This window comes from Arcanobacterium hippocoleae (genome assembly GCF_040360365.1).
GTDB classification, from domain to species: domain Bacteria; phylum Actinomycetota; class Actinomycetes; order Actinomycetales; family Actinomycetaceae; genus Arcanobacterium_A; species Arcanobacterium_A hippocoleae_A.
In genome coordinates this window covers 989639-1008491 of sequence record NZ_CP136412.1, presented here as the reverse complement: position 1 = coordinate 1008491, position 18853 = coordinate 989639, and the positions used below count along the sequence as shown (strand labels likewise).

The 18853-nt window shown below is 49.1% G+C and carries 11 protein-coding genes and 5 pseudogenes; 6 read left to right on the top strand and 10 right to left on the bottom strand.

The window, feature by feature from the left end; translation table 11 throughout:
• Nucleotides 1-272: 272 nt before the first annotated feature.
• The 9 genes and pseudogenes from RQN30_RS05270 to RQN30_RS05230 all read right to left on the bottom strand — a co-directional run bounded on the left by RQN30_RS05270 (nt 273) and on the right by RQN30_RS05230 (nt 7675).
• Nucleotides 273-610: pseudogene (locus RQN30_RS05270) on the bottom strand (L,D-transpeptidase).
• 530 nt (nt 611-1140) lie between these two features.
• Nucleotides 1141-1335: a peptidoglycan binding domain-containing protein gene (locus RQN30_RS05265; RefSeq protein WP_353061775.1), complete on the bottom strand. Its 195-nt coding sequence runs from the start codon at nt 1333-1335 to the stop codon at nt 1141-1143.
• The gene (locus RQN30_RS05260; protein WP_353061563.1) at nt 1320-1682 is read right to left on the bottom strand and encodes a hypothetical protein; all 363 of its coding nucleotides are present in this window, start codon (nt 1680-1682) and stop codon (nt 1320-1322) included. The genes RQN30_RS05265 and RQN30_RS05260 overlap by 16 nt, the downstream gene beginning before the upstream one ends.
• A gap of 1023 nt (nt 1683-2705) precedes the next feature.
• Nucleotides 2706-2912, bottom strand: a complete 207-nt coding sequence (locus RQN30_RS05255) for a hypothetical protein (RefSeq protein ID WP_353061562.1) — start codon at nt 2910-2912, stop codon at nt 2706-2708.
• A 1198-nt stretch (nt 2913-4110) separates the two neighbouring features.
• On the bottom strand, nt 4111-4833 hold the full coding sequence (locus tag RQN30_RS05250) for a C-terminal helicase domain-containing protein (protein WP_353061561.1): 723 nt from the start codon (nt 4831-4833) through the stop codon (nt 4111-4113).
• 77 nt (nt 4834-4910) lie between these two features.
• Complete coding sequence (locus RQN30_RS05245) at nt 4911-5240, bottom strand: SNF2-related protein (RefSeq protein ID WP_353061774.1); 330 nt, start codon at nt 5238-5240, stop codon at nt 4911-4913.
• Nucleotides 5216-6349 carry an SNF2-related protein gene (locus tag RQN30_RS05240; RefSeq protein ID WP_353061560.1) on the bottom strand — a complete coding sequence of 378 codons (1134 nt, stop codon included), beginning with the start codon at nt 6347-6349 and terminating at the stop codon, nt 5216-5218. The genes RQN30_RS05245 and RQN30_RS05240 overlap by 25 nt, the downstream gene beginning before the upstream one ends.
• Nucleotides 6350-6377: 28 nt before the next feature.
• Complete coding sequence (locus RQN30_RS05235; RefSeq protein ID WP_353061559.1) at nt 6378-7088, bottom strand: hypothetical protein; 711 nt, start codon at nt 7086-7088, stop codon at nt 6378-6380.
• 224 nt (nt 7089-7312) lie between these two features.
• Nucleotides 7313-7675: a DsrE family protein gene (locus RQN30_RS05230; RefSeq protein ID WP_353061558.1), complete on the bottom strand. Its 363-nt coding sequence runs from the start codon at nt 7673-7675 to the stop codon at nt 7313-7315.
• 167 nt (nt 7676-7842) lie between these two features.
• On the opposite strand from RQN30_RS05230, the pseudogene RQN30_RS05225 reads away from it, so the two are divergent.
• From RQN30_RS05225 to RQN30_RS05210, 4 genes and pseudogenes are all read left to right on the top strand, one after another.
• Nucleotides 7843-9662: pseudogene (locus RQN30_RS05225) on the top strand (succinic semialdehyde dehydrogenase).
• A gap of 1245 nt (nt 9663-10907) precedes the next feature.
• Entirely contained in the window at nt 10908-11345 is a 438-nt protein-coding gene (gene rsmI, locus RQN30_RS05220; RefSeq protein WP_353061557.1) for a 16S rRNA (cytidine(1402)-2'-O)-methyltransferase, read from the top strand.
• On the top strand, nt 11345-11743 hold the full coding sequence (locus tag RQN30_RS05215) for an SAM-dependent methyltransferase (protein ID WP_353061556.1): 399 nt from the start codon (nt 11345-11347) through the stop codon (nt 11741-11743). The genes rsmI and RQN30_RS05215 overlap by 1 nt, the downstream gene beginning before the upstream one ends.
• A 371-nt stretch (nt 11744-12114) precedes the next feature.
• Entirely contained in the window at nt 12115-14412 is a 2298-nt protein-coding gene (locus RQN30_RS05210; protein ID WP_353061555.1) for an MMPL family transporter, read from the top strand.
• A 777-nt stretch (nt 14413-15189) separates the two neighbouring features.
• Here the strand turns inward: RQN30_RS05210 and RQN30_RS05205 are convergent.
• Nucleotides 15190-15769: pseudogene (locus RQN30_RS05205) on the bottom strand (isochorismatase family protein); the annotation flags it as partial.
• Nucleotides 15770-16053: 284 nt separating this feature from the next.
• Between RQN30_RS05205 and metG the strand changes: the two are divergent.
• Both metG and RQN30_RS05195 read left to right on the top strand, forming a co-directional pair.
• Nucleotides 16054-17855, top strand: a pseudogene (metG, locus tag RQN30_RS05200) (methionine--tRNA ligase).
• Between the two features lie 38 nt (nt 17856-17893).
• Nucleotides 17894-18843, top strand: a pseudogene (locus RQN30_RS05195) (TatD family hydrolase).
• Nucleotides 18844-18853: the final 10 nt, after the last annotated feature.

The following is an 18853-nucleotide window of genomic DNA, read 5'->3' as shown; positions in this document are numbered from 1 at the left end:
CGCCGTCGTTATCTCGAGCTTGTGACCTGCATAAACGCAAGCGATTTCGGCGGTGAAAATCCCAGACTAAGTTCTTGCCGCCGCTTGTGTAACGAAATTGACTTCCCGCCATCACTTGCGTAACGAAAACAACTTCTTGCCGCCAGTTACGTGACGAAGCAGTATCGGGCGGATAGTAAGCGGCAGCAATTTCTGCCTAGTACGGTGTGAACGTGCAAACTGCGGGCGTTGGATGCAATATCGTTGCCGGATCGTTGCCGGCAGCAGAAGCGTCAGTAGTGCGTTACTACCACAGTGCCCATCGGCGCCCAGTTGTAGAGCCATTTTGCGTCCGGCGTTGGCGTGTTTACACAGCCGCTGGAACCTTGGAAACCCCATTGATTCGGACCCCACCAGGGTGCCCCGTGAATTGCATAGTCTCCGTGGAAAAACATATTCCACGGTACGTCTTTGCGTGATATTCGGTGCCGTCGGGATGTGTGCCGCGCATATCCTGCACTTTGGTCTTGTGCCAAATCTTGTATTTTCCGGTAATCGTTGGTGTTTCTGATTCGCCTGTAACGACGGTGATTGGGCCGCGGACGCGGGTGGCGCCTTCGTAAGCGGTCATCTTAAAAGTTGAAAGGTTTACGTCAATCCATTTTTCTCCGACGGTCGCTTTATATGTGAGGTTTTCTGCACCCGGAGCGATTATTCGGTCTTTCCATGTTTCTGTGCCGACTTCAACATTTAGGGCAGCTTGTGTGTTTTGCCCTTTTTGCAGGTTGTCTTTGATTGTTTTAAAAACTTCATCAAAATTTGTGACTTTTTCTTCTGCCTGTGCTTTTTGACTATTTCGACGACATTCCCGGAATTGGTTACATTGCGTGTGCCGGCGACAGCTTTTTCGATAGCGGGTTAGCGATATCGGTGAGCCATTTTTCAGCGCAGCTTCATTTAAGACAGCTTTGTTGTTTTCGAATGAAATCCAGTTAACGCGCGTGGGCTTATCTGCGCTGATGGTTCTTTTCCCAGCGGTGATGCTAACTTCGCTGGCGACGTATTTTTCAGCTGCAGCTTTTGTTGTTTTTAGTTCAGCTTCGGAAATTTTTGGTTTAATTTCGGAGAGTTCAATTTTCGCAGCTACTGATTTCTGCTGATTCACGAGTTGTTCTGCAGCATTGGAAAGAATTTTGAGTCAATTCCGAGTCCGGATTGCCCTGACACAATTTTGAATTCTTCTCCTTCAGCAATAATTTTTGGCTCGACGGCAGGTTTTGCGTCAGTAATTTGGGCGGCGAGCTGCGAAGCGTATTTGATGAGCGCATCCTGATTCACGTTTAGCTTTGGTGTGATTTTTTCCCGGTGAATGGCAGCGTGAAGTAATTCCCGAAGCTGCTGTTCGGAGTGAGAGCTGATTTTGCTGCAGCTGCTGTTTCGAGCGTGATTCCAAGATCTGTAAGTTTTGCGGATTTTTTCGCAAGTTTATTGCCGGTAAAGTTAATCTGCTCAGTTTTTACGACGTCGTTTAACTGTGCTTCAATTTCTTTTGCCGTTTTCCCGGTAACGTCAATTTCGCCAATTTTTACACCGGGAAGTGCACGTTCTCCAAGCCCGAAATACAGGAGATATCCTGCGAGGAGTACGATGAGTACTCCTGCTGCGGATGCCAGGGAAATGAACGTGATTTTTCTCTTAGACATTTTTCTCCAGGGATATTAAATGCTTCTGATTACCTACCATTGCTAATTCTGCCCTTTTTCATAGTAATATTCAGCTTTAGTTTTTGTGGTCTTGAACAAGATTTTGGCTTATATTAGCGGTTTTGCAGGTGTGATCTAGTTTTGACCGGGCGGTTTACTCTGCACTATTGTATGAAGATTTTCTTTAAAATTCAACGATTTTTAGGTTGTTTGATCCCTGGATGTGCAAACGCCGGTATTTTCTTTTCCGACGGTTTGCGAATTTAGCGGTTCTTCATATTTATATTCGCGGTGTTTGCGCGGTGAGGTTGATGCTTGTGCGGTGAACCGTTCCAGGTTTTGTTCCGAGGTTTTGAGAGGATTGTTTTATGCCTAGGAAGTATTCAAAAGAGTTTTGGGATTGTGTTGCGGGGCTGGTGTTTGTGCGGTGCCGCGGATAGGTTGGTTTTTGGGAGGAGGTGTGGGTGCTGCGGATTCGATGTTGGTGTTAACGCAATGAAACTGGTGTTTGCTCAGGCGGAAAGCAATGTTTTTGTATAGATCAAGTTTGACCGCTGTGCAAAACACCGCTTGGAACCAGCTAAACTGGACCGGGATAAAAGATGCAGCTTGGATTTGGCTAATTGGATCCGAATAAAAGGGCGTTTCACATTTTTCGGGCTGCAGGACTGTATCCGTCGGCAATGAGACGGGCATGAGCTGACGTAACTGATAACGAAGTGCCCGCGAGGTTACGCAACTGGTGGCAGAATCCTCCTAAGCTAACGCAACTGGTGGCAAAATGCCCGTGAGCGGGAAATGCGGTTGGAAGCGGAAACCTGATTCTGAATTCAGAACTTTCTGTGTTTTGGGAAAGGGTTACGGGCATCTGTGAGGCTTACTTGCTCCAGTACCTGGTTAACTCGCCTGCTACTGACGTTGTGTGCATGCGCCCAAATCATAAGTTCACGTTTGACAGTCGCTGCAGGGATGAATCCCATGCCGTCAATTGAAGTTCCCGCGATGTTTGTCTTGCGACGGGTTTTAAATGGACTGCTGAAAATGAGTGCGTCGCCAGCGTTGGCTTAATAAGACCAAGGAGTCCACATAAACATGTATTCTTACCTGCTCCATTTTCTCCCAAGAGTCCCGCAACTCGACCTGTTTGATGGTAAACGAAACATCTTTAATGGCGGCCGCTGAGCCAAAAGACTTCGAAAATCCTCGAAAGTCAATTGCTGCTTCTGCCATAACTATCTATTTCGACGATTCCGAAAGCCTATATATGCCAGAGCAGCAAGAGTAGCTACTAGTGCAATGTATAGGGCACCAGATTTAAAGTTCTCATTGACAAACTTAACGATGACGAAGATTGCCGCGAGGAGAGCAATGAGAATCCAGGCACTCTGGTAGTACCATCCTGAGGAATGTTCTTCTTATTCATGTGTATCACTTCCTTATTCATACGTATCACTTCTTATAGGAACTCTGTGAACCTGAACGTTCAGGTTCACAGAAGCTCATCAGTATTACTAAGCACTAATGAATCGTAGCGGGATTAGGTTGCGATGATTGACGCCGCAACGAGTGATTTAATACGGTATATGCGGCTCCAGACAGTGCAGAGATTCCGGATACAACACCTGCTGCAGTTGCCCAGAACGGCGCGTCCATAGGCGCGAGCTCCTGCATATCAAGTTCAAATAGCATTCCTAGAAATCAAGACCCGACCTCATCACTAAGTCTGAGAAATCGGCCATGTTAAATTTCATTGCTGAGTAAGTCGTTAGTTGACTACTACTGTTATGTGAATCGTAATAAACGAGACGGATATGGTTCACAACTCAAGCTGTCATCTGTGTCTGGTTGGCAGGTGTATGTGGCGAATGAAGTTGCGCTCGGCAAAGATAGTGATATTTTGAACTTTGCCACCCGTTGATGACATAAAAGCTGCACGCCATCGAACGTCAGAGCATCGATTGTTATCGGAAGAAAACTGCTACTTCGATCCGAGGCTAGACATTTGGTAAATACATAGCGCACTCAATCGCGAAATGCGGCGTGAAAAAGACTAATACTCACCGGAATTTGGCAAACCGTAGACATGGTGAAAATATCTACAGGCGGATTTGTACAGCAGCGATGACAGACTCAAATCTGACCGAAGTTGTGCCATTGAGAGTATTTGGAAAAGGTGATTACGACCGACAGTATCTACCGGTCCGTTCCAAACACCATCTCGTCATGCCGGCTGCTCGCACCTGTGATTGTCAAAGATGAAAATTTGGCGCAAAGCTTACTCATGAAGAGCGAATAAAAATGTTGCAGGAAGAAAGGCTGACCGAGAGTGACATAGTAGTGATAGAAAGATAAGGCGACAATTAGTCTTTTCTGCAATGCTCAAAAAGTATTGGAAGCAATTAGTGCTAAGCTAACCCGATTTAACTTTCTAACTTTGTGTAAGCAGGCTGATAAGATCTTTTGTCGCTTCGGCGGCGAGAGCCGTCTCGGAAACATCGGCGTATTCATCGAAAAGATTTGCTTTTTCGGCAAGGCGTCGGTGAAGGAGCGCATCCAGCCCTTTTTCAGAAAGGAGCCGGTAAACGTGCACCGCAGAAGTTTGCCCCATTCGATAAGATCGGGCAATTGCCTGCCATTCAGTAGTAGGTTTCAGCTGCGGTTCGCAAATAATCACCACGTTCGCTGCTTGAATATTCAGCCCAACCCCGCCTGCGCCAATTTGTGCAAGCAATACTGCGCCTGGATCGGCCGCAGTGAGTTTATCAACCATTGCCTGCCGCTGGTCGGGACTCGCACTCCCGGTCAGCGGACCAATAATCAACGAATTTGCACTCCAGTTCGGTCTGGTATGAACTTTCAAACTGCGAACATTATGCGTATTGCCGACGGCAATATCGTCGTTATCGGCATTTTCGCTATCGGCACTGCGGATAGCAGCAGAATCCGCAGTGGATACCGCTGAGATATTTTCTGCTGCAAGTTCATCGCCATTTTCGATTTCAAGCGCTTTCTGCAGCACCTCAAGCGGACGCAAAAAATACGAGTAAACAATCGCTTTTTTCCCATTCGCTTTCGCTTCAGATAAAAGTTCTTTAATTCGTGCAATTTTCGCAGACTCGCTTGAAATCATCGCAGCTTGACGTATCGCCATAAAGTTTCGATCTTTCACAGCGCCGTCGTAAATTTCTTGATCAGTTTTCGAAAATGGAATCCATTCTTCATTCTCAATCAGGGAGGGAGTTCATCAAGTACATCCGCTTGAGTCCGCCGCAAATATATCGGGGCAACTTTCTTGCGAAAATGCAGCGGACGAAGCGACTGCACCCCAGCGAGATGCGGATGAATATAGCGAATCAAAGTACGAAATTCGTTCGGATTATTTTCCATCGGAGTTCCGGTAAGCAGCACTGCCATTCGTGCGCGCTGCAGCAAATGCGAGGTACGTTGGGAACGTTTCGCATCCTGATTTTTCACATAGTGTGCTTCGTCTGCAATTACATAGGAAAGTGAAAAATTATGCGGAGCCTGCGCGTTTAGCCACGGAACAAACCAGCCCAGACTCTCATAGGTGGTAACTCCAATCCCGCCGATGCGAAGCCAGTCTTTGCGGCCATCTCCCGAGCGCTGCCATGAAGACGATATCCGGGGAGAGTAGTTTTTGACTCTATTTCACGAATCCAGTTAGTAACGACGGCTGCCGGACAGATTACCACGATATGTGCTTTGCTTTGCTCGCAAATATCTGCCGCAACAGCCAGCGCTTCAAGTGTTTTTCCCAGCCCCATCTCGTCACCGAGAATCACTTTCTCTTGTGCTGTGATGAAGCGGGCGCCAAAATTTTGATATCCGCGCAGCGAGACCTTTAAGAGCGATGTGCTGAGTTTGGTATTTTGCACCTGCGATACTACCTGTTCTGGAAGATCGCCGGAAATTCGCTGCGAATCTGAAGTCGGAATACCGATTTCCGCCATTTGCGCATAAAACGAAGCAGCTCGGGATTGAAACTCTTGCCAAACGTTTTGTACCGGCGAATCAAGCAGATTATTTTTTCCGGTTTTAAATCCGTGGAAGTTTTTGGCAAGCTTACGTGCTGCTGAAATGAACTTTACAAAATCGGCGGCGGGGCGTGCACGGCCCACCACAATCACCCGATCTATACCGAGACTCAGCTGATGCACTCGCGGTTTAATTGCTGCGGCAAAAGAAAGCGCGGTGCGGTCTGCTGCAGTGAGCTGTGCTTGGACTTGTTCCCACACAATAAGCGCTTGCAGTAATGCTTCGGCTTTTGGTGAGGGATTATTTGCGTCGATTCGTGTCGGAGTTTCGGCGAGGACATCGCGCTGCAAAGCGTGAGCTGCTCCCAGCACGGCTTGTGCTGTTTTCTCGCCGATTCCGGCAATGGAGCTGATTTTTGCATTTTTGCTAAGCAAATTTGCGACATTCGTGATTCCGGCACTTTTCAGCACCCCGATTTTCAACGGCTGCCAGCTAAAAGGAATCAGTTTGTCAAGATCAGTTTTTTGCAGTGTTTGGGAAGCTAATTCTCGGCGCAATTCGGTAGCGAGTTGAACGCAGTGATTCCGATATTCAGCTAGTTCAGCTGCGAGCAAATCAAGTTTGCTGATAATTTTTGGTAAATCAGCAAACTCGGCGGCAGTGAGGTTCAAAGCATCGAATTTCTTGACTTTCGTGATTTCAGATTCCGCTGCCGCTGCGGTAGATTCCAGTGATTCCGGGTGAGGTTCCGGTATTTTTCGGTTTCCGGGAGAGTTGCGCGGTTATCTTCCAAGCTGCTTTCGACTCGCGAACTTTTTCGGCGCGCGGTTTTCTTTCAACGGATTCGTCAGTATCTGAAATTGAAAGCAGTGCGGCAAGATTGAAACGATCTTCAAGCGCATCCTGCAAATCAGGGATTTCCTCCTGGCGCTGCAGTTCGCGAAGATTAATTGCATCGCTGGTAAATCCAATCCGTTTCCCCTCTGCAGCGAGTTTTACCAGGAACTCGCCGGCAATTTTTGCTTGCCGAAGCGCATGCGGGTGATTTGTGAACTGCGGAGAGCTGAAAGCTTCAACATCGCGGTAAGCACGCGCACCGCCGTCGGATAAGAGCTTCAAGAACGCATCAAATTCAGTGCGCAGTAAATGTGTGCGCGCGTAACGGGCGCGGGCTGCAAGCATCACCCCGGCTTGTGCGGGGAGCGGAAGAATACTCCAGCGCGGTTGCGAATGCGGAAGATTCACGACGGTGGCTGTGAGTTTTCGGCCGGCCACACGGTGTTCCCGCAAGATTTGCGCGGTGAAATTACGGTATTCTTCACTGGCGGCAAGCCATGCGCCTACTGTTTCGCGCGCAGCTTCCGTCGCTGTTGCCGAGAGGTACTTGTGCGAATCCGTAATTTTCTCCATCGGCACCATTGTAATTCATGGTTTTCGACGGGTGAGAGTTGAGTTGGAATTTCGAAAACACATTTTTCGTGAACTTATTTGCGCGAATTGCCTGAATCCATGCGCGTATTTTATGCAAAGTCAGGTATGAAATATGCGGAAGTCTGTGTTTGAAACGATATGTAAACGCAGATTTGCTTTTGTGAATAACGGTGTAAATTTCGGTATATTTACGCGTTTACTGATTATGCTTTTACGTACCCGTATCCTTCACTTTGCAGTTTTGCAATTTCGACGATTCCGGCAGGCACAGTTTCCACATAGTCCGGGATGAGTTCGCGTTTAATTTGGCGTTCATTTAAGGCGACTTCGCAGAGTACGAACCTTACGCCGGCGTCCGCTAACTCCTTAATTTTCGCAAAACGCATTGGTTCTAGCTCAAGCTGGGAAAATGAGCGGACAGCACTGCCGTTTACCACTACGACGGCTTTGCCGTGTTCTGCAGAGTGAACCAAATTGCTGACAGACCGGAGCGTAAACGGCCAGCGGTCATTTTCGTTTACGTGAAATACTAATTTCAGGTTTGATCCCGTTTTCTGACTAGACATCTTTGTCTCCTTTGAACTTAAAATCTGCTGCTCCCAACTCTACCGCAGTTAAGGACTAAAGTCTTGAGGATGAGATAAGCAGTTTTGCTGGTTCGCTGCCGGAGAATATTAGTGTGCATTAATGTGAACAGCTGCAATTTTGTTTGCGTTCCGGGCAGAATTGTTTCATGACTGAAGTGAATCCGCGCGGGCAAGCCGCTAAAACCTTTGACGCTGAAAAAATCGACAGTGAAAAATTAGACGCTGAAAAAATCGACAGTGAAAAATTAGACGCTGAAAAATTAGACAGTGAAAAATTTTATACTGAAAAACATGCGCAAGGTGCCGAAGAGTGTGCGCACGGCGGGTATGTGCGCAGCGGGTATGTGCAAGGTGAGAGTGTTCAGGAAAAATACGCGCAAAAACGCGCCCGTAAATTTGCTGCGATTGATCAGCAAGCACGTGCTTCACTGGCGAAAATCGCGCCCAACCCGAGCAGATTTTGCGCGAAAGGCGCAGCTGGAGAAGCAAATAGTGCAGTTAAGTTTGCGGCGTTAACCGGCAGCGAGATTGGTTCTCTGCCTACGGTAGCTGCAGACGATATCCCGCAGATTTTTGCTGCAGCACGGGAGGCGGGAACGCACTGGCGAAACGTCGGATTTAAAGAACGCAAGCGGATACTTTCGCGCTTCGCGGACGAAGTGCTGAAATTTCGTGAAGAGATACTTGATGTGCTGCAGTGGGAAAATGGGAAGTCGCGAGGTTCAGCATATGAAGAAGTGTATGACGTATTAACAAATACACTTTATTATGCGAAATATGCAGAAAAGTTTCTGCGTCCGCGAAGTGTTTCTGGCGCCGTGCCGATATTGACTCGCGCCTGCGTGCAATACCAGCCAAAAGGCGCGGTTGCGGTTATTTCACCGTGGAACTATCCGCTGACTCTCGCCATATCCGATGCGGCAGCCGCATTGATGGCTGGAAATACCGTCATACTTAAACCTGATTCGCTCACGCCTTACTCAGCAATCGCAGCTGCGGCTTTGCTTGCACGTGCCGGGCTGCCCAGCGGTGTTTTCCAGATTGTGATTGGATCCGGGCGGGAACTTGGGCCGGCAATGATTGCCGAATGTGATTACATGATGTTCACTGGATCAACCGCAACCGGAAAGGAAATTGGTGCGCTCGCCGGTGCGCAGCTAGTCGGTTATTCGGCTGAACTTGGCGGGAAGAATGCGATGATTGTGCGTGCAGATGCTCCGGTGAAGCGCGCCGCAAAAGCTGCCGCAAAGGCAAGTTTCGCTTCGTCTGGGCAGCTATGCGTTTCGATGGAACGGATTTATATCCGCAGCGAAATCTGGGATGAATTCGTCTCCGAATTTGTGCGGGTGACGAACAAGTTGAAAGTAGACGCGGCCCTGGACTGGAAGAGCGATATCGGACCGCTGATTTCTGATACGCAGGTAACGAAAGTGCTTTCGCATGTGCAAGATGCCGTCGCAAAGGGGCGCAGGTACTTGCAGGCGGAGAACTGCTGCCGCAGATTTCTCAGCGCGCAGTTGCGCCGACAATTCTCACCGGGGTTACGCCGCAGATGAAAATTTATGCCGAAGAAACTTTCGGACCTGTGGTTTCACTATATCGGGTGGAATCTGACGAAGAAGCACTGCGGCTCGTGAATAATACGCGGTATGGGCTAAACAGTGCAGTGTGGACGGGAGATTTACGGGCGGGAGAAGCACTTGCTGCACGCATAAACGCCGGATCGGTGAATGTGAACGACGGATATGCTGCAGCGTGGGGGTCGATTGCGGCGCCAAGCGGCGGAATGAAAGATTCTGGAGTGGGGCATCGCCACGGGCCGGAAGGGATTTTGAAATATTGTGATGTTCGTACCGTTGCGGTACAAAAGCTAATGCATCTTGCTGCACCGAAATGGCTTGGCGAGAAAACCTGGGCGCGTTTACTTAGCGGATATGTGCAGCTGCGGCGAGGTATGCGGAGATAATCCCTGCAGCTTTGCTGCCGTATGTGCCTAATGCCATAGTGTCTGTTCCGGAAACAGGGTGTAGAATATAAGACGAAAGGCCTGCTGGGTCTTGAAAGAATTTACCGCTTGTTTTTACGGGCGGTAAATACCGAAAATATTTGAAAGGAGTTGATAAAAGGAGGTGAATAGCAGATGCGTTTCTTTAAGAAATCACGTCACCACGAAGTTCGTGGAAGCCAGATGGTAGAAGCGAAAGCTTACCAGGCAATATTGAACGCAGAAATCTTAGGTGATAAGTAATCTGGATTTCAATACAAGTAAATAACAAACAAGGAAAGCGGACAATGGGGTCCGATTTTTTTATGCCTTTTTAGGGTTTGGAGTTCAGCTGAAGCAAGGCTATTAACCATCTCAACCTGAATAACACCAACTTTCCCCGCTAGCCCGTACACCAACGGTGAGGCATCGGAATCGACTGGACAACCTTCACACATCCACCCCATACCAAAACGACTACTAACCCAAAATCAATAACTTTTGTTCGCTAGCCCTATTTTTGTTTACGTCGCGAGTGTCGCCTGACGTAACCGGCGGCGAAGTACTTGCGATTGTACGTGAGCGGCGGCGAAATGTCCTGTGTGATTACGTAACTGGTGGCGGGATCGGCTTTGACGGCTTTTCGCATTTTTGTCCGGCTTAGTGGAATAAAAAGCCGGTGCGTGTTCGGGTGGAAAGCGGTGTTTTTGCATAGATCAAGCCTGACCGCTGTGCAAAAACACCGCTTGGAACCGGCCAAACCAGACCCAACGAAAAAGATCTGCACATTTTCGAGCTGCGGGAGTGTGTCCGTCGGAACTGAGACGGGCACGAGCCTACGCAACTGGTGGCGAAATGCTCTGTATGTTTACGTAAGTGGTGGCGAAATCGGCAGTTTTGATTAACGACGGGAGTGCTGTCGTTATCGCGATCCTGTGACCAGCGCAAACGCAAGTGCTTTCGCCGGTGAAAGATACAGCCCAAGTTCTTGCCACCAGTTACGTAATGAAAATGACTTCTTGCCATTACTTACGTGGTGTTGGTATGTCCGTCGTTAATTTATGTAACGAACCTGACTTCCCGCCATAAGTTGCGCAGCGGAAACGCGCATTGCCGTCCCCGATGCAACAAAAATAAGTTCCTGCTGCGAGTATTGCGAATGCGGTGGAAAATATCCGACAATCTGCAGGATATAAAACTTCTAGTCGGATATGAGACGATAAAAGCATGATTATTCTCGCGGGCACTCCTCTTGGTAACGATTCTGACGCTTCACCGCGCTTACGTGAAGCTCTTACGACGGCAGATATTATCGCGGCTGAAGATACTCGGAGGCTGCTGAATCTGGTTGGCCGCCTTGGTGTAAAGATTCATGCTCCGGTAATTCCTTACCACGACCACAATGAAGCGGAAAAAGCCCCGGAACTCATTGCCGCTTCACAAGCTGGGAAGAGTGTAGTCGTGGTGAGCGACGCTGGCATGCCGTCGGTATCTGATCCCGGATACCGGCTCGCGGCACTTGCTGCCCGGGAAAGTGCCGCTCTCACAGTTATTCCTGGCCCGTCGGCGCCGGTAACTGCTTTGGCGATTTCGGGAATTCCTGCAAATCGTTTTACTTTTGAAGGCTTTTTACCGCGGAAAGACGGAGAGCGGGAAAAATGCTAATGGAACTTGCCGATGAGCGGCGCACAATGATTTTCTTTGAATCACCTCGGCGCCTTGCACAAACTTTGGCTGATATGGCGGAGGCGTTTGGCGCTGAAAGACGTGCGGCTATTTGCCGAGAACTTACGAAAGTGCATGAGGAAGTGATTCGGAATCGGCTCGGCGCACTTCAAGATTGGGCAAACAGCGGGGAAGTGCGCGGTGAAATTGCGGTCGTGGTAGAGGGTGCTCCCGGTTCTGCTGATAATTCGCATTCGCTGCTCACAGCTCTTGTTCCGGACGTGCTTGAACTGTCGCGGCTCGGGCTGCGGTTAAAGGATGCTGCAGGCTATGTGGCGCGCAAACATGGTTTGCGGAAGAATGAACTTTTTCAGGCTGCGCTTGCAGCACAGGAATAAGTTTGGGATAGCACGGCAGCGAGCTTTTACGGGGCGGAGCAGATTGGAAGATGAGAATCTCTGCTTCGCCATGTTTAATATCTGCACCCGCGGAAACGGTTGGCGGAAAATCCGGTAATTCCCGCGAATGTTAAGAATTTTTGGCTTTGCTATAATTACTTTCCGGTAAATAGGTGAGATAGCGCCCCTTTTCTCTTCGGAAGCGTTTTCTTGATAAATGTGCAGGGTAATGTTTACAAAACAAAAGTTGTTTAATTTTTACCGTTTCTCGATTGTTACTGATTGGAATTTGGAGAACTTATGCATACGCGCACAGATCGGATGCTCAACTTTCTGACCTCGAAAAAGCAATTCCGCTGCGGATTCTTTTATTGCTGCTTTGGCTTGCCGCATTAGCTTTTGGCGGAATGGCGCAAGGGAAAATTTCTACCGTGGCGGAAAATAATGCTGCGGTTTTCTTGCCGGCATCGGCTGAATCCACGCTTGCTGACCAGCAGGCAAAAGAATTTAGCGAATCTCAGACTATTCCAGCTTTACTTGCAGCATCTTCGAAAGATGGTGAAGAGCTTTCAGCAGAACAGTTTGCGGCTTTGAAAGAATTTGCCGAAAAGATTCCGAATCTTGAAATTTCCGATGGTGTGAAGTTGGCAGATTTGATTTCCAACCCAATTCCGGTGATTCCTAATGCTGATCGCACTGCGGCGCTAATGCCTGCTGCAATTGACTCGGCAAAGGCAAATGAGCTTGACAGCGACGGTAATAAGCAGCTGAACACGTTAATTTCCGTGCTTCGTGCAGAAGCAGCTGCCGGGGATCTTGCCGCAGCAAATGTGCAAGTGAATGTGAGCGGACCGGCGGGGATTGTTGCAGACCTTACTGCCGCTTTCGCCGGAATCGATTTAACTTTGCTGCTGGTAACGCTGGCGCTGGTCTTTGTGATTTTGGTGGTTGTGTACCGTTACGTGTTAATGCCGGTTGCAGTACTTTTCACTTCAATGGCCGCGTTGTGCGCGGCAGTGTGGGTGGTTTTTGAACTGGCGAAAGCTGACGTGTTTGCGCTTAATTCACAAACTCAAGGTATTCTGGCAATTCTTGTTATTGGTGCGACAACTGACTACTGCTTGCTGATGATTGCGCGGTACCGTGAAGAAATCGGAGCAGCGGATTCGCCGATGCGTGCAATGGCGATTGCGGTGAAAGGTTCGTGGGAGCCAATTCTCGCTTCCGGCGGCACAGTAATTGCCGGCTTGCTGACACTGATGATTTCTGACCTTTCCTCGACGGCTTCACTTGGTCCGATTGCGGCAATTGGGATTGTTTTTGCAATGATTGCGGCGCTGACTTTGCTTCCAGGTATTTTGTTATTGCCGCGCGGACACGAAAAAATCATGTTCTGGCCGGCGAAAATTAAAGTTCATGCGCACGGTGAAGCGGCGCTGTTTGAAAATCATGGTTTTTGGGGGAAAACGGCAAAGTTTGTGGGGAAAAAGGCGCGTCCAGTGTGGGTTAGCGTACTGGCAGTGCTCGTTATTTTTGCGGCGTTTGCCCCAAGTTTCCGGGCTTCCGGTACTTCTACGCTTGATTCTTTTCTGAAGCGGACTGATGCTGTGGCGGGTTTTGAACTGCTTGCAGAGAAGTTTGCAGCAGGATCTTCTCAGCCGACGACGGTGGTTGTGGCGAAAGAAAAGTTTGCGCAGGCAAAGGCAGAGATTGAACAGATTTCCGGAGTTGATTCTGTTGCAGTGCAAAGCGAATCTGCAATGCCGGCAGGAATGCCTGAAGGTGTACAAGGTGCGCAAGGTGCGCAAGGTTCGCAAAGCGCACAAGTCACAGCTCAAGAACAAGCAGCGCACGGGCAGCCAAATCCTGGTTCCAGTGCGCAAGGACTCCCGCCGGAAGCCGCTGCCGCAATGCAGATGCAGGCAGCGGGAGATAAGCTCCCTGAGCCAACCGTTGTGGATGGGAAAGTTCTTTTGAATGTGACCACGGAAATGCCGGCAGAAGATATTGCTTCACGAAAGGTTGTGGCTGATATTCGGGCGGCGGTGCATAAAATGGATCCGGACGCGTTGGTCGGCGGTCCGGCAGCGCAGGCGCTCGACACGCAAAATACTGCAAATAGCGATTTTCAGAAGATTGTGCCCGTCGTACTTGGCGTAATTTTTATTATGCTGATGTTGTTGCTGCGCTCAATCGTCGCGCCGCTGCTGCTGCTTATCGCGAATTTGATTTCGTTCGGGGCAACTCTCGGCATTGCGAAACTGCTTTTTGATTATGTGCTTGATTATCCGGGTGCTGATGCGACTGTGCCGATTTACTCTTTTGTTTTCCTTGTCGCGCTCGGCATCGATTACACGATTTTCTTAATGTCGCGTGTGCGTGAGGAATCGATTAGATCCGATACGCATTCTGGTGTGATTCGCGGGGTGACGGTTACCGGCGGGGTAATCACTTCTGCCGGTATCGTGCTTGCCGCGACGTTTGCGGCGCTTGGAGTAGTACCGCTGCTCTTTATGCTGCAGCTGGCGATTATTGTTGCATTGGGGATTCTGATTGATACTTTTATTGTGCGTTCGCTGCTGATTCCAGGATTGGTTTACGATATCGGGCGTCCGGTCTGGTGGCCGTGGACTTCGCGAAAAGTAGCTGCAAGCGAAAAGGGAAAATAACAGTCAGCAGATAATCTGCGGATGTCTTAGCGGGGTTCTGGAAGTTAAGTACTCAGGAACCCCGCTATTTTTTAACCCGCTATTTTTTAACCCGCTATTTTTCCGGATTATTTCAGATCAAATTAATCGCAGGAACTATTTATCGAACCGAAAGTCAATATCGGAAAAATCGAAATCTTCATCGGTAGCTTCGTCGGAAAAGTCAATATCCTCATCAAAGTCGATATTTAAATCGTCGAAGTCGTCGAGATTAAGATCGAAATCGGCAAAATCTGCAAGTGCGGAAAGGTCTTCGTCCGGCATTGCGTTAATCTTCGGGTGCGGCGCATTTTCCGCGTCGCGTATTTGTTTCGTGCCGACGGCGGCTGCTTTCCCCGGAGAATCCGCACCAGTTTCCTCCGGAATCATTTTTCCGGTAGCTGCCGCAATTTCTGCTTCCACAGAATCAGGCGAGGGATCGTCAGCACTTTCTGATTCGAAACCGGCGCGATAGCCGTCGTTATTAAAATCTTCGCCCCACTCTGAATCGGAATCATCCCAAGCTGCGTCGTCAGAATTCCAGGAATCATCTAAATCCCAGCGCGATCCGCCGTTTTCATCATAATCGCTGCCATAGCTCTCATCATCGGATTCATCGGCAAAATCGTCCCAGGAATCATCCGAATCGTTCCCCCACGAATCTGCACGTCCAAAAGTAAATCCGGAAATTTTTCCGGAAGTCAGGTTAGATTCTGTATCGCTTGGAGCCGAGACGTTTTCTTGCTCCTGATAGAAACCAAAAGCTTCACTTGATGGAATCTGCTCGATACCAGCTTCATCCATTTCTTTCCGGGCTTCCAATCCAAGTTTCTCAGATACGGGAACAGTTAAATCAGAGAAAACACGCACCGGCCAGCCGATACGCAGCGCATCAAGTGCGGTGTATCTCACGCAGAATGATTCAGAAATACCCGCAACGTCAACTGCGGTAATCTGATGATTGCGCAGAATCGTTTCCAGCGGTTCGCCAGAATCATTTTCCCTTCAAAACCGGAATATGCCCCGGTGTATTCGCCTTTCTTCACTGAATCGTGAAAAGGCAGCGCCGCTATCTCCGCATGCAGCTCAGCCTCTGCGGTACCGGCCAAACCGTGCAGCGGCCAGGTGTGTGCAAAATCGGGATTATTGGAAAAATGTTTCCCCGGATCAATATGCCAATCCTGGGTAGTGACAATGAATGAGTATTCGTCGGCATTTTTGTTACGAAATCGGCAATCTTGCGGGCGGTATCGTTTCCGCCGGTCACACCCAGAACTCCGCCTTCACAGAAGGCTAGCTGGACGTCGACAATAATCAGTGCACGATTTTCGCTGCTCATTTCAAACCTCTCAATTCTCCATGCAGATGTTTGTAAATCCTGCCGGAAACCGGAAATATGTTGGCACTATTCTAGCTTTGCCGGCCCTTTGGAATTAAAATCTGGTAAATAAATAAACTATCAGCGAATCCGGAATCGGAAAATATTTTGCTGTTCTGAACAGAAGCAAAAAACTGGAAAATAGGGCTGAATTTAAAGCTGAATTGCTGATAACGCCTGCTCAATTGCGCACAAAATCGCCGAATAATTCGCTTCAAACAAGGTAAACGCCGTAACCTAGAAGTATGTCTAAAATTCTTTCTGCAGTAGCTTGGCCGTACGCAAATGGCCCTCGTCATATTGGTCACGTGGCAGGTTTCGGTGTGCCATCCGATGTGTTCTCGCGGTATATGCGAATGGCTGGGCACGATGTGCTGATGGTATCGGGTACTGATGAGCATGGTACGCCAATCATGGTGGCTGCAGATAAAGAAGGAATGACGCCGCAGGAGCTTGCCGATAAGAACAACCGGATTATTGTTGAAGATCTTGTAAATCTCGGGCTTTCCTATGATTTATTTACCCGTACTACTACGGTAAATCATGAGCAGGTAGTGCAGCAGCTCTTCGCCGGATGCCGCGATAACGGATATATGATTGTGCAGGAAACGCCGGTAGCAATTGACCCAAAGACGGGCAATACCTTGCCGGACCGCTACATTGAAGGCACTTGCCCGCTTTGCGGAACCGACGGTGCGCGCGGCGACCAGTGCGATGCGTGCGGAAATCAGCTTGATCCGCAGGATTTGGTAAATCCGATTTCGAAGATTTCCGGGCTTACCCCGGAATTTAAGACTACGAAACATTATTTTCTCGATTTGCCGGCGCTTGCCGAAGCGCTCAAAGTTTGGCTTGACGAGGTAGAAGAAGCAGGGAAATGGCGTCCGAACGTTATTTCTTTCTCAAAGCATTTGCTTGAAGACGTACGTCCGCGCGCAATGAGCCGCGATATTAGCTGGGGAATTCCAGTTCCAGGATGGGAAGATCAGCCAAATAAGCGCCTTTATGTGTGGTTTGATGCGGTGATTGGTTATCTTTCAGCTTCGATTGAATGGGCGCGGCGGCGCGAACTTACCGGAACTGGTTCCGCGCAAGACTGGAAACAGTGGTGGCAAAATCCGGAAGCACTCACCTATTATTTTATGGGAAAAGATAATATCGTCTTTCATTCCCAAATTTGGCCGGCAGAGCTGCTTGCATATAACGGTAAAGGCGCTCGCGGCGGAGAAGCCGGAGAATTTGGCGAACTAAACTTGCCAACGCAAGTGGTAGCTTCCGAGTTTCTGACAATGGAGGGAAGAAGTTCTCTTCGTCGAAGTCAGTAGTGATTTATGTACGTGATGTGCTTTCGCGCTATCAGCCGGATGCCTTGCGTTATTTTATCTCGATTGCCGGGCCGGAAACTTCCGATTCGGATTTTACGTGGGAAGAATTTGTGCGCCGGAATAACTCTGAGCTGGTAGCAGGGTGGGGGAATCTCGTAAACCGCACTGCAGCAATGATTGCGAAGAACTTTGGTGAGATTCCGGCTGCGGGCGAGCTTGCAGATATCGATCGTGAACTGCTCGATACGATTAATGCCGGATTTGAAACCGTCGGCGGTTTTATTGCGAATCATCAGCAGCGCGCTGCACTTACGGAAATCATGCGGCTCGTTGGTGAAGCAAATGGGTACGTTTCAAAAACGGAGCCGTTCAAGATGAAAGATGAATCGCTGCGGGAACGCCTTGGGACAGTATTAAACACTCTGATCCAGGCGGTGTCTGATTTGAATACGATGATGTGTGTATTCTTGCCGCATTCTTCGAATACGATTGATACGGTTCTTGGCGGCGACGGCACGATTGCGCCAATGCCGCAGCTTGTGGAAACTGAAGATATTGATTCCGGGCACAAGTTCCCGATTATCACTGGGGACTACACGAAAGCTCCGAAATGGGAGCGGCGAATCGTAAAGCCGGGTACGCCAATTTCCAAACCGAAGCCGGCTTTTGTAAAGCTTGACGATTCGATAATCGCCCAAGAGCTTGAACTGCTGGGGCTGTAAGCGGCGCCAGGCGCATAGCGAAAATATACAGGAACGAGATGGGGAAGAAGCATCAGAAACGGTTTCTGCCGGAGATTCCGCTGCAGCCGTTAAACGTGCCGATCGTCGATAATCATACGCATATTAGTGCTGATCCGGATCCTAATCCCGGTGAAGCGGCTGTGCAGCGATACGATGCTGACGGGCGGATTCTAATGCCGCTGCTTGAGCAGACGCTGCTTGATGGAATGGCTCGCGCTGGTTTGCGCGGTGCAATCACATCCGGATGTGAAATTCCGGAATTTCCGCATACTCTTGAGCTTGCGAAACGTGTGCCGAATATTTGGGCGGCAATTGCGATCCATCCAAATGAAGCTGCAATGCATTCCGGTGCGTACGAGAAATCTCCCGACGGTTTAGAACATCAACCTGAGCCGCATCATCTTGAATTTGATTTGGAAAGTGCAATCGCGAATGCGGCGGAACTGGCGCGCGATTCGCAAGTGGTTGCCGTCGGCGAAACAGGGCTTGACTATTTCCGCACTGCGGAGGCGGGAAAGCAGGCGCAAAAGGATTCTTTTCGCGCACATATCCAGCTTGCGAAAGAGTTGGGAAAGCCGCTGCAGATTCATGACCGTGAAGCGCATGAAGATGTGGCGGAGATTTTACGGCGCGACGGCGCACCGGAAAAACCGTATTTCATTGTTTTTCCGGAGATGAAACTCTTGCCCAACTCTGTAAAGAAAATGGCTGGTATGCCTCCTTTGCCGGCCCGCTCACCTATCCGGTAAATGAGTATTTGCAGCGGGCGTTTGATTTGCTTCCCGCCGAACTGATTTTGGTTGAAACTGACGCGCCGTATTTAACCCCGGTTCCGTATCGCGGGCATCCGAATGCTCCCTGGGGATGTGTTTATACGGCGCAATATATGGCAAATCGCCGTGGAGTATCGCTGGAAAGCTGGTGTGAAATCTTAAACCGCACTACGGCCCAAGTGTATGGAATCTGACGCGACTTTA